Origin of the sequence: Streptomyces sp. NPDC051322 (genome assembly GCF_040689485.1) — a bacterium.
Taxonomy (GTDB): domain Bacteria; phylum Actinomycetota; class Actinomycetes; order Streptomycetales; family Streptomycetaceae; genus Streptomyces.
This window is the reverse complement of sequence record NZ_JBFBAK010000001.1, coordinates 461,677-473,447: the sequence shown is the minus strand read 5'-3', so window position 1 is coordinate 473,447 and position 11,771 is coordinate 461,677. Positions and strand designations below refer to the sequence as shown.

General features: G+C 69.8%; 9 protein-coding genes. 4 read left to right on the top strand and 5 right to left on the bottom strand.

All coding sequences use genetic code 11. The annotated features are described in order from the left end of the window. Positions 1–6: 6 nt before the first annotated feature. The 3 genes from AB0436_RS02125 to panB form a co-directional block, all read right to left on the bottom strand. On the bottom strand, positions 7–843 hold the full coding sequence (locus AB0436_RS02125; RefSeq protein WP_366465706.1) for an ABC transporter permease: 837 nt from the start codon (positions 841–843) through the stop codon (positions 7–9). Then, positions 840–1,862, bottom strand: a complete 1,023-nt coding sequence (locus AB0436_RS02120) for an ATP-binding cassette domain-containing protein (protein ID WP_366465705.1) — start codon at positions 1,860–1,862, stop codon at positions 840–842. The genes AB0436_RS02125 and AB0436_RS02120 overlap by 4 nt, the downstream gene beginning before the upstream one ends. 118 nt (positions 1,863–1,980) lie before the next feature. Then, positions 1,981–2,865 carry a 3-methyl-2-oxobutanoate hydroxymethyltransferase gene (panB, locus tag AB0436_RS02115; RefSeq protein ID WP_366465704.1) on the bottom strand — a complete coding sequence of 295 codons (885 nt, stop codon included), beginning with the start codon at positions 2,863–2,865 and terminating at the stop codon, positions 1,981–1,983. A 173-nt stretch (positions 2,866–3,038) separates the two neighbouring features. On the opposite strand from panB, the gene AB0436_RS02110 reads away from it, so the two are divergent. The 4 genes from AB0436_RS02110 (at position 3,039) to AB0436_RS02095 (ending at position 7,907) form a co-directional block, all read left to right on the top strand. Then, positions 3,039–4,649, top strand: coding sequence for an MFS transporter (locus AB0436_RS02110; RefSeq protein ID WP_366465703.1), 1,611 nt, complete (start codon positions 3,039–3,041; stop codon positions 4,647–4,649). Between the two features lie 60 nt (positions 4,650–4,709). Beyond that, a complete protein-coding gene (locus AB0436_RS02105; protein ID WP_366465702.1) occupies positions 4,710–5,345 on the top strand; it encodes a TetR/AcrR family transcriptional regulator in 636 nt (211 codons plus the stop codon). A 152-nt stretch (positions 5,346–5,497) separates the two neighbouring features. Further along, positions 5,498–6,526 (top strand): endonuclease/exonuclease/phosphatase family protein, encoded by a 1,029-nt coding sequence (locus tag AB0436_RS02100; RefSeq protein WP_366465701.1) that lies wholly within the window; start codon positions 5,498–5,500, stop codon positions 6,524–6,526. Between the two features lie 157 nt (positions 6,527–6,683). After that, positions 6,684–7,907, top strand: a complete 1,224-nt coding sequence (locus AB0436_RS02095) for an MFS transporter (protein WP_366465700.1) — start codon at positions 6,684–6,686, stop codon at positions 7,905–7,907. Here the strand turns inward: AB0436_RS02095 and AB0436_RS02090 are convergent. Together AB0436_RS02090 and AB0436_RS02085 are read right to left on the bottom strand one after the other, a co-directional pair. Then, on the bottom strand, positions 7,879–9,630 hold the full coding sequence (locus tag AB0436_RS02090; protein ID WP_366465699.1) for an NAD+ synthase: 1,752 nt from the start codon (positions 9,628–9,630) through the stop codon (positions 7,879–7,881). The genes AB0436_RS02095 and AB0436_RS02090 overlap by 29 nt on opposite strands. A gap of 148 nt (positions 9,631–9,778) precedes the next feature. Further along, positions 9,779–11,731: a S53 family peptidase gene (locus tag AB0436_RS02085; protein WP_366465698.1), complete on the bottom strand. Its 1,953-nt coding sequence runs from the start codon at positions 11,729–11,731 to the stop codon at positions 9,779–9,781. Positions 11,732–11,771: the final 40 nt, after the last annotated feature.

The window sequence follows — 11,771 nt, the reverse complement described above, 5'->3', positions numbered from 1 at the left end:
GCCGGTTCAGGTCTTCTTACGGAATTTCCGGATCGCCAGCGGCGCGGTGACCGCGGTGATCGCCACCGCCCAGGCCAGGGTCATCAACACGGAGTGGGCGACCGGGCCGCCGTTCATCAGGTTGCGAGCGGCGTCCGCGAGGTTGGAGAGCGGGTTGTAGTCGGTGAAGGACTGCAGCCAGCCCGGCATCGTGGTGGGCGGTGCGAAGATCGAGGAGCCGAACTGCAGCGGCATCAGGACCAGCATGGCGAGCCCCTGAACGGCCTGGGCCGTCTTCATGGTGAGTCCGAGCAGGATGAAGATCCACATCAGTGAGGCGCCGAACACCAGCGAAAGGCCGATCGCCGCGAAGAGCGAGAGCACCGAGGTGTGGATGGTGAGGCCGAGGATGAACCCCATGACCAGCAGGATCGCGGTCGCGACCACCATCCGGCCGATCTCCACGACGATCTTCGCGATGAGGACGGAGGACCGGGCGATCGGCATGGAACGGAAGCGGTCCATCACCCCCTTCTTGAAGTCGTCGTTGACGCCGGTGCCGACCGCCATGGCGATGTTCATGCCCATCATCGCCATCAGGCCGGGGACGACGTAGTCGACGTACTCCGTCTGGTTGCCCTTGCCCGCGATCGCACCGCCGAAGACGAAAACGAACAGCAGGGTGAAGACGATCGGCATCAGCAGGACGTCGAACATCGACTCCGGGTCCTGCTTGATCTGCAGGACGTTGCGGCGGGCCAGCGCCCCGATGTGCCGCAGATTGGCCCGCAGGCCGATCCGGCCTTCGGAACCGGACTGCGCCGCGGTCGCGGGCGCCGGCTTCTGGATCGTTGCCGTACTCATACCGCGGCCTCCTGGACCTGGTCGGTGGACTCGTCCTGCGCTTCGGTGGGCTTCTGGCCGGTGATGGCCAGGAACACCTCGTCCAGGCTGGGCAGATGGGTGCCGATGTGGGCGATGCCGAAGCCGCGCGCGGCCACCAGGCCCACCACCGCGGTCAGTTGCTCGTCGCTGAGGATCGGCACGTTGAGGACGCCCTCGTCCGGGACGGCCTGCGATCCCGCGATGCCGTCGAGTCCGGCCTCGCTCAGCGCGCGTGCCATGGCGGGCAACTCGGCGGGATCGCTCGGCCGGATCGCCAGAGTGCGTCCGCCGACCTTGGCCTTGAGCTCGTTGATCTTGCCGTTGGCGATGACCTTGCCCTGGTCGAAGACGGTCAGCTCGTTCGCGAGCTGCTCGGCCTCCTCCATGTACTGGGTGGTGATGAGCACGGTCGCCCCCTCCGCGACCATCCGCTGCACCTCGTCCCAGACCTCGTTACGGGTACGGGGGTCGAGCCCGGTCGTCGGCTCGTCCAGAAAGAGCACCGATGGGCTGCCGATCATGGATGCGGCCAGGTCGAGCCTGCGCCGCATGCCGCCCGAGTAGGTCATCGCCGGCTTCTTGGCCGCGTCGGTCAGCGAGAACCGCTCGAGCAGCTCGTCCGAGCGGAGCCTGGCGTCCTTGCGGGAGAGATCGAGCAGCCGCCCGATCATGTAGAGGTTCTCCCAGCCGGAGAGCTTCTCGTCGACCGAGGCGTACTGCCCGGTGAGGCCGATCACCCGGCGCAGCTGCCGGGGCTGGGTGAGCACGTTGTACCCGGCCACCGAGGCGGTGCCGGAGTCGGGCTGGAGCAGGGTGGACAGCACGCGCACGAGGGTGGTCTTGCCCGCGCCGTTGGGCCCGAGCACACCGAGCACGGTGCCCTCGCGGACGTCCAGGTCCACGCCGTCCAGCGCCTTGGTCGCCCCGTAGTGCTTGACCAGCCCCCGCACCTCTACGGCGTTTCCGCCGGTCCTGGGGTCCTTGTCGTATCGCGTCATGGGAACAGCACACCAGGCGCCACTGACAAGTCGCCGACAGACCGCCGACAGCCCGCCGATGGGGATGTCGGCGGGCTGTCGGTCCGTGCGGCAGTGGATCAGGGACGGCTCATCGGTCCTAGTGGAAGGTGTGCGCTTCCTGCGGGAAGGTCCCGCCGACCACCTCGTCGGCGAACTCCTTCGCCGCATCGCCGAGCGTCCGGCGCAGATTCGCGTACTGCTTGGTGAAGCGCGGCACCTTGCCCCCGGTCAGGCCGACCATGTCGGTGTAGACCAGCACCTGGGCGTCGCACTCCGGACCCGCACCGATGCCCACCGTGGGGATGTGCAGGATGCGGGTGACCTCGGCGGCCAGCTCCGCCGGTACGAGTTCGAGCACCACCGCGAAAGCGCCCGCGTCCTGCACGGCCTTCGCGTCGCGCAGCAGCTGCTGTGCGGCCTCCTCGCCGCGGCCCTGGACGCGGTAGCCCATCGAGTTCACTGACTGGGGGGTGAGGCCGATGTGCCCCATCACGGGGATGCCGGACCGGACCAGCAGCTCGATCTGCTCGTGCGAGCGCTCGCCGCCCTCCAGCTTCACCGCGCCGACACCGGCGTCCTTGACCAGGCGCATGGCGCTGCGCAGCGCCTGCACCGGCCCTTCCTGGTAGCTGCCGAACGGCAGGTCGCCGACGATCAGGGCACGCGAGGTACCCCGTACGACGGCCGCGGAGAGCATGGTCATCTCGTCGAGGGTGACCGGCACGGTGGTGTCGTAGCCGAGGTGACAGTTGCCCATGGAGTCGCCGACCAGCATCACCGGGATGCCTGCCTCGTCGAAGACCGAGGCGGTCATCGCGTCGTACGCGGTGAGCATGGGCCACTTCTCGCCGCGTTCCTTGGCGCCCGCGATGTCGTGGACGGTGATGCGCCGGGTGCTGGTGCCGCCGTACAGCGCCCTGCTGCCGTCGGCGGACTTCTCGGCGGAGGGGCTCTGGGCCCGGGGGTTCAACGCGCGCGTCATCGCAACGCTCCTGTTCGTCATCTCGAGGCGCCCTGACGGCGTCCCCGGATCGCTTCCATGGTGGCATCACATACCGGTTCACGGAAGTTGGGGGGCCTGCGGGCCGGGTCACCCCGGGTAAAATCTTTACGATACGAGACGGTGCCGTATCGAAATTGCCCTAAGCTGCACCCATGGCCAATCCGACGGGGGCACCCGCAGCGCCCCGCATACCCGAGACCGTGCACCGCCGCCGCTGGGCGATTTTGTCCACGCTGATGCTCAGCCTGCTGATCGTGGTGCTGGACAACTCCATCCTGAATGTCGCGGTCAAGACGATCGCCAGTCCCAAGCCCGAGGGACTGGGCGCGACACAGAGCCAGCTCGAATGGGCGATCAACGCGTACACGCTCGTCTTCGCCGGCCTGCTCTTCACCGCGGGCCTGCTCGGGGACCGTGTCGGCCGCAAGAAGGTGCTGCTCTTCGGCCTCGCCGTCTTCGGCGTCGGCTCGGTGCTCGCGGCCTTCTCGTCCTCACCGGCCGAGCTCATCGCCTTCCGCGCGGTGATGGGGCTGGGCGGGGCGTTCGTGATGCCCGCCACCCTCGCCGTGCTGATGAACGTCTTCGAGCGCGAGGAGCAGCCCAAGGCCATCGGCATCTGGGCGGGCGGTGTGGGTTTGGCGATCGCGATCGGCCCGATCACCGGTGGCCTGCTGCTCGAGCACTTCTGGTGGGGCTCGGTCTTCCTGGTCAACGTGCCCGTGGTCGCCGTCGCACTGATAGCGATGGTGCTGCTGGTGCCCGACTCGAAGGACCCCGCGCCCGGGCACGTCGACCCGGTCGGGGTGGGCCTCTCCGTGGTCGGTCTGGTGCTGCTGGTCTACGGGATCATCCGCGGCGGCGAGCTGGCCGACTTCACCGCGCCGTCCGTGTTGCTGACGTCGCTCGGCGGCGTCGCGGTGCTGATCGGCTTCGTGCTCTACGAGAAGCGCAGCGACCATCCGGCCATCGATGTCGGCCACTTCAAGAACCCGGCGTTCTCGGCGGCCGTCGCCGCCATCGCGCTGGTCTTCTTCGCGCTGATGGGCGTCACCTTCTTCTCCGCCTTCTACATGCAGAGCGTCCGCGGCTACACCGCCCTGCAGTCGGGTCTGCTGCTGCTGCCGCTGGCCGCGGCCCAGATGATCTTCTCGCCGCGGGCCAGGCTGGTCGTGGAGCGGTTCGGAGCCCGCGCCGTCTGCACCGTCGGCATGGTCCTGGTGGCCGGCGGGCTGGGGGCGTTCGCCTTCTTCGGCGCCGACACCCCGGTGTGGACCCTGGAAGTGGTGTTCTTCGTGATGGGCACCGGGATGGCGCACATCATGCCGCCGGTCACCGTCTCGATCATGCAGTCGCTGCCGCGGGAGAAGGCCGGTTCGGGCTCCGCGATCAACAACACCTTCCGGCAGGTGGGCGGGGCGCTGGGCGTCGCCGTCCTGGGTTCGGTGCTCTCCGCCGCGTACCGCACCGGCATCCAGGACCACCTCGGCGCGGTGCCGCCGGGCGCCCGGAAGGCAGCGGGGGAGTCCATCGAGGCCACCCTGGGCATCGCGGGCAAGCTCGGCCCGGCCGGTCGTACGCTCGCGGGGCAGGCCGACCACGCCTTCCTGCACGCCATGCACCTGACGGCCATCGGTTCGGCGGGTGTCGCGCTGCTCGGCGCGATCGTCGTGGTGATCTTTCTGCCGGGCAAACCCCCCGCCGGGCGATCCGAGGCGGGGCCGACCGATGCTGTACCCGAGTCGGCCACCGTCGGCACGGACTGATCGGGCGGGAAACCGATCGGCAGGTCCGGGACCAGCAGCGTGATGAAAGGCGGGGCGAGCGTGACCTCGACGCAACGGCAGAACCCACCAGCGGAGCAGCGGCGCGGCAGGCCGCGCTCCGAGGCGGCCGAGCGGTCGATCACCGAAGCCGTGGTGCAGCTGCTGGAGGAGGGCGCCTCGCTCGCCGATCTGTCCATCGAGCGCATTGCCCGGACGGCGGGTGTCGGCAAGGCGACCATCTACCGCCGCTGGAAGGGCAAGGAGGAGCTCTTCCTCGACGTACTCAAGGACGTCGAGCCCACCGATCCGGAACTGCCGGGCACATCGGTACGCGACGATCTGGTCGCCATGCTCGAATCGCTGCGGCAGCGGGGTCTGGCCAAGCGCTCATCGGCCCTGCTGCACAACGTCTTCGCGCAGATGCAGAACTATCCGAAGCTCTGGGCCGCCTACCACGCCAACGTGGTCGAGGGCCGCCGCCGGACGGGCATGGCCATCGTGCGCCGGGGCATCGCCGAGGGGCTGATCCGGTCCGATCTGGACGCCGAGCTGATCAATGACCTCTTCGTCGGGCCGGTGCTGCTGCGCGCGGTGCTGCGCCCGGACGGCGTACTCGACGGCGATCTCGCCGAGCATGTGGTGGACGCCGTACTGACGGGGCTCGGACCGTCCCGGCAGCCGGGGCCCCGCGGCTGACGTCCGCGTTCTGTCACAGCCGGAACCCGCAGCCGCGCAGCTCACGTCCTGGTGACTGTACGGACCGTGTCACCACGGCAGGAAAGATCCCGGCGATCCCCTAGTGTCAAGGGCGGAACGGCGGGGCTCGGTAAGGCAGCGAGGGCAGCGGTATGGCGCAGGCGCACATGACGGACACGGAACACGGCAGCTCGGGGGCCGAGCATTCCGGGTCCGGTGTGCGGCGCCTGTTCGGTGGACGATGGCGGGGCGACCGGGGGATCTGGCGGCGCGGCATCGTGCTCGCCGCGGTGGCCGCGCTGATCGCTCTGACGATGGTGGTCCACGCGCAGATCCCCAACCGGGTCGGCAACCTCGGCAGCCTGATCGAGACCTTCCTGCCCTGGCTGGGCGTGGGCATTCCGGTGCTGCTGGTCCTCGCCCTGCTGCGCCGCTCGGCGACCGCGCTGATCGTCCTGCTGCTGCCGACGGTGGTCTGGCTGAATCTCTTCGGTGGGCTGGTCACCGGCAAAGCGGGCAGCGGCGGGTCCGATCTCATGGTGGCCACCCACAACGTCAACGCGCAGAACCGGGACCCGGTGGGCACCGCCAAGGAGGTGGCCGCGCAGGGCGCCGACGTGCTCGCCCTGGAGGAGTTGGCCCCCGGCCAGGTGTCCACGTACACCAAGGCGCTGGCGTCCACGTACCCGTACCACTCGGTGCAGGGCACCGTCGGGCTCTGGAGCAAGTACCCGCTGAGCGGCACCCAACCGGTCGACATCCGGCTCGGCTGGGTGCGGGCGATGCGGTCCACGGTGACCACGCCGCACGGGAAGATCGCCGTCTACGTCGCCCATCTGCCGTCGGTGCGGGTCAAGCTCAACGCCGGGTTCACCGCGTCCCAGCGGGACGAGAGCGCGGATGCGCTGGGCGAGGCGATCGCCCATGAGCCACTGCCCGACGTGGTGCTGCTCGGGGACCTCAACGGCACGATGAACGACCGTTCGCTCAATGCGGTGACCGCCCAGATGCGCTCCACCCAGGGCGCGGCGGGCGACGGCTTCGGCTTCAGCTGGCCGGCCGCCTTCCCGATGGCGCGCATCGACCAGATCATGGTCAAGGGCGCCGAGCCGGTCTCCTCCTGGACGCTGCCGAGGACCTCCAGCGACCACCTGCCGATCGCGGCCCGTCTGAAGCTCTGAAATTCTCCCGCAGCTCTGAAATTCTCCCGTAAGGACTGAGATCTCTCTCACGCAACAGGGCGTTCACCTGGCGGAACAGTAAGGGCCGGATAATTTGTTCCGCCAGAGAACATACGCTGGTGTCCGCCCTCACCACCCACGTAGGAGAAGTCTCTTCATGCCACTGGCCCTGCTCGCGCTGGCCATCTCCGCCTTCGGCATCGGTACCACCGAGTTCGTGATGATGGGCCTGCTGCCCAACGTCGCCGACGATCTGGGTACGTCGGTGCCCACGGCCGGCTATCTCGTCTCCGCCTATGCGATCGGCGTGGTCATCGGGGCCCCGCTGCTCACCGCCCTGGGCTCGCGCATCCCGCGCAAGCGCATGCTCCTGCTGCTGATGGGCCTCTTCACCATCGGCAATCTGGCTTCCGCCTTCGCCCCCGGCTTCGGCTGGCTGCTGGCGGGCAGGGTGCTCGCCGGGCTGCCGCACGGTGCCTTCTTCGGGGTCGGCGCCGTCGTCGCCTCCCGGCTGGTCGAGGACGGCAGGCGGGCCCGCGCCGTCGCCACCATGTTCCTCGGACTGACCGTCGCCAACATCGTCGGCGTGCCGGCCGCGACGCTGCTCGGCCAGCATCTCGGCTGGCGGGCCACCTTCCTCGTCGTCGGAGCCATCGGGGTGCTCGCCGTGGCCGCGCTGGCCAGGCTCATCCCCGACCTGCCGGTCGACGCACAGCAGGGCGTCGGCCGGGAGCTCCGCGCGCTGGGCAACCGGCAGGTCCTGCTCGGCCTGCTCACCGCCGTGTTCGGCTTCGCCGGCGTCTTCGCCGTGTACAGCTATCTGGCATCGATCACCACCCAGGTGATGGGCTTCTCCGAGTCCTCGGTGACCGTGGTGCTCGCACTCTTCGGTATCGGAATGACCCTGGGCGCGCTGGCCGCCGGACCGCTCACCGACCGTGCGCTGCGGCCCACCCTGTACGGCTCGCTCGGGGCGCTGGCCCTGGTGCTGGTCGCCTTCGACTTCACCGTCCATGTGAAGTGGGCCGCCCTGGTCACCGTGGTGATCCTGGGCGCGGTCGGCTTCATGACCACCACGCCTCTGCAGATGCTGGTGATGAACAAGGCGCGGTCCGCCCCGACCCTGGCCTCCGCGTCCAACCACTCCGCCTTCAACCTGGCCAACGCCGGCGGCGCCTGGCTCGGCGGGGTGGCCATCGCCGCCGGCTGGGGCTGGATGTCCCCCGCGCTGGTCGGCGCGGTGCTCGCGGTGGTGGGCCTGGCCATCGCGGTGACCGCGGGTCTGCTGGACCGAGGTACGCCGAAGGGGGCCTCCCGCGTGGTCGCGGAAGGCCCCCGGGCGGAGCGGGAACTCAGCTCGTCTCGCGCCAGCGGTTCGTGATCGGCAGCCGCCGGTCCTTGCCGAACCCCTTGGCCGAGATCTTGGTGCCCGGCGGGTACTGACGACGCTTGTACTCGGCGGTGTCCACCATCCGCAGCGTCTTCGTCACCAGATCACCGTCGTACCCGGCCGCGACGATGGCGTCCCGGCCCTGGTCCGCGTCCACGTACATCGCCAGGATCGCGTCGAGCACCTCGTAGTCGGGCAGCGAGTCGGTGTCCACCTGGCCGGGACGCAGTTCGGCGCTCGGCGGCTTGGTGATGGAGTTCTCCGGGATGGGCGGGGTCTGTCCCCGCTCCCGGGCGGCCCGGTTGCGCCATTCGGCGAGCCGGAAGATCGCCGTCTTGTACACGTCCTTGATCGGCCCGTAAGCCCCGACCGAGTCGCCGTACAACGTGGAGTAACCCACCGCGAGTTCGGACTTGTTGCCCGGCGCGAGCACGATCTGGCCCTCCTGGTTGGAGAGGGCCATCAGGGTCGTGCCGCGCAGCCGCGACTGCAGGTTCTCCTCGGCGAGGCCGGTGAGCGCCAGCGACCCCATGTACGCGTCGAACATCGGCTCGATCGCCACGGTCCGGTAGTTGAGTCCGGTGCGCCTGGCCAACTCGGCCGCGTCGTCCTTGGAGTGCTCCGAGGAGTACTTGGAGGGCATCGACACGCCGTACACGTTCTTCGCGCCGAGCGCGTCGCACGCGATGGCGGCCACCAGCGCGGAGTCGATGCCGCCGGAGAGCCCGATCAGCACCGAGCCGAAGCCGTTCTTGGCGGCATACGCGCGCAGTCCGACGACCAGCGCGGTGTAGAGCTCCTCGTCGGCCTCCAGCCGGTCGGCGTATCCGCCGGTCACCTCGGCGGGGTAGGCGGGCAGCGGCTCGCCGGAGAGGGTGACGTGCTCGATCCGCAGCCCGTCGTCGACCACCCCGGACGGCACCGGACCCGCGGCGGGCAGCTCCAGGTCGAGCACCACACAGCCCTCGGTGAACTGCGGGGCGCGGGCGATCACTTCGCCGCCCTTGTCGACGACGATCGAGTCACCGTCGAAGACCAGCTCGTCCTGGCCGCCGGTCATCGCCACATACGCGGTGGTGCAGCCGGCCTCCTGGGCCCGCTTGCGGACCAGCTCCAGACGCTGGTCGTCCTTGTTCCGTTCGTACGGCGAGGCGTTGATGGAGATCAGCAGCCCCGCCCCGGCGGAACGGGTGGCCGGCACCCGGCCGCCGTCCTGCCAGAGGTCCTCGCAGATGGCGAGCGCCACATCGACGCCGTGCACCCGGACCATCGGCAGGGTCTCGCCGGGGACGAAGTAGCGGAACTCGTCGAAGACGCCGTAGTTCGGCAGGTGGTGCTTCGAGAAGGTCAGCGCGACCTCCCCGCGGTGCAGCACCGCCCCGGCGTTGCGCGGCGCGCCGGCCGGCTGCCCGTAGCGGGGCTGCGCCTGCTCGGTGCGGTCCAGGTAGCCGACGACGACGGGGACCTCCCCGAACCCCTCGTCGGCCAGCCGCACCGCGAGCGCGCGCAGCGTGGCCCGGGAGGCGTCGACGAAGGACGACCGCAGGGCGAGGTCCTCGACGGGGTAGCCGGTCAGCACCATCTCGGGGAACGCCACCAGATGCGCGCCCTGCTCGATGGAGTGCCGGGTCCAGTGGACGATCGCCTCGGTGTTCCCGGCGAGGTCACCGACGGTCGAGTCGATCTGATTCAGTGCGAGGCGTAGTTGAGGCACGCCGCCCAGTGTAATCGTCTGTCTGACGCGATGTCTTTGCGGACGGTCCCTCGGCCTGTCTCCTGCGACACAGTGCCGCCCCGCCCCCACCGGATGATCCGGCGGGGACGGGGCGGCGGGCCTGATCGGCTCCCGCGGAAGCGGAGGCTTACCGGTGGAACAGGTCGTACGACGCCACGTAGCCCGGGGCCGGCGAGCCGACACCCGTCACCACGTCGTATCCCCTGGTCGCGGCCAGCGAGGAATCGTGGCCGATGCTGCGCAGCGACGTCAGCAGTCCGTCGGACGCGTCGAAGGAGTTCGCGTAGTCGACCCGCACGTTCGCGAGGTCGTGGTGGACGCCCCGCGGCTGGTCGGTGACGTCGTGGAAGAGCCGGCTGCCGGAGCGGGCGTAGATCGACGGGTTGGCGAACCCGATCGGGATGCCGTACCGCCCCTGCTGCGCCAGCGCCTGCACACCTGCGATGACCGGAGCCGCCAGCGAGGTGCCGCCGATGCGGTACTCGCTGTACTGCTGCGAACCGTCGGGGAAGGTCTGGGTCTGTCCGACCAGGAAACCGGTGGTCGGGTCGGCGACCGCGGCGATGTCCGGCACGGTGCGCATGGCCTTGCCGCCGTTGGCCTTCGAGAGCTCCGACGGGACGACATGGCGCTGGTAGAACGGCTGCGCCACGGTCTTGCTGGTGCCGCCGCCCGCGCCGCTGGTGTACGGGCCGGGGTAGCCGGCCCAGCTCTTGCCGTCGGCCGCGAGGCTCGCCTTCAGCGTGCCCCAGCCGGTCTCCCACTGGTAGTCGTCGTGCTTGCCGACAGCCAGCGAGGTGCCGCCGACCGCCGTCACCCAGGCGGAGTTGGCCGGGGTGTCGACCTGCTTCGTACCGGTGTTGGCGACCTCGTCACCGTTGTCGCCGGAGGAGAAGTAGAAGCCGATGCCCTCGATGGCGCCCAGCTGGAAGACCTGGTCGTAAGCGGCGGCGACGGCCGGGGTCTCGTTGGCCTCGATGTCGCCCCAGGAGTTGGAGACGATGTCGGCGAGCCGGTTGTCGACGATCTTGCCGAGCGAGTCGAGCAGCGCGTTGTCGTTGCAGGACGCCGCGCCGACGTAGACGATGTCCGCCTTCGGTGCCACCGCGTGCACCGCCTCGACGTCGAGCGTCTCCTCGCCGTACCAGCCGGCCGCGCCGCACGCCTCGGTGTCGGTGTAGTCGCTGGGAAGGACCTGCGAGAACTGGCCGCCGCCGTAGTGGCCGTCACCGTTCCTGGCGGCGTACCGGCTCGCGTCGTCGGCGATGGTCGGCGAGGCGTAGGCGTCGGTGATGGCGACGGTGACGCCCTTGCCGCTCTTGTTGCCCGCCCCGTAGACCGAACGCAGCTGCTTGCCGGTGTAGCCCTTGATCGCGTACGGGGCCTTGACCCCGTCGACGCTCGGCAGCTTCTGGTTGACGTTGGAGCCGTAGTACGTGGAGAACGGCCCCGCGTTGCGGAAGACCGCGTCCGGCGGCGGCAGCGTGTCGTCGTGCTTGACGTAGTGCGGGGCGTTGTCGAGGCCGACGACCGTCAGCACCGCGTCCTGCAGCGAGCCGGGCGCGGAGGCCGTCGTCGTCGGGGCCCGGTAGGTCCTGCTGCCCTTGCGGTAATTGTGCAGCTGGGTGGAGAAGGCCTTCTCGGCGGCCGACACGGCACCGCTGACCGAGATGTAGTGCTGGTTCGTCCCGGTGACTTCCAGCCCGGAGGCCTTCAGCCAGCTGGTGACCTGCTTGATCTGCCCCGGCGTCGCACCGAAGCGGGCCTGCGCCTGGCGGGCCGTCAGGTACTTCCCGTAGGAAGCGGACTGCGGGTCCGACACCTCCTTGGCGTACGCCGTCAGGCCCTGGGCGTCGCGCCCGGCCAGATAGACGCGCGCGCTGACCTTGCCGGAGCCGGCGGTGGCGCCGCGGTCGGCCCGTGCGGTCGCCCACAGCGGCTTGGTGCCCTGCAGTAGGTGGCGGCCCGAGCCGTTGTCGGCGCTGGCGCTGGGTGTGGACAGGGCCAGCGCGCCGGCCAGCAGAGGCAGTGTTGCTGCCACGCTGAGGCCGGCGCGCAGTGTGGCGCGGCTGGATCTCATGGAACCCCCTGTGGTGCGGTTCGTCGCGAGTACGCGGGTA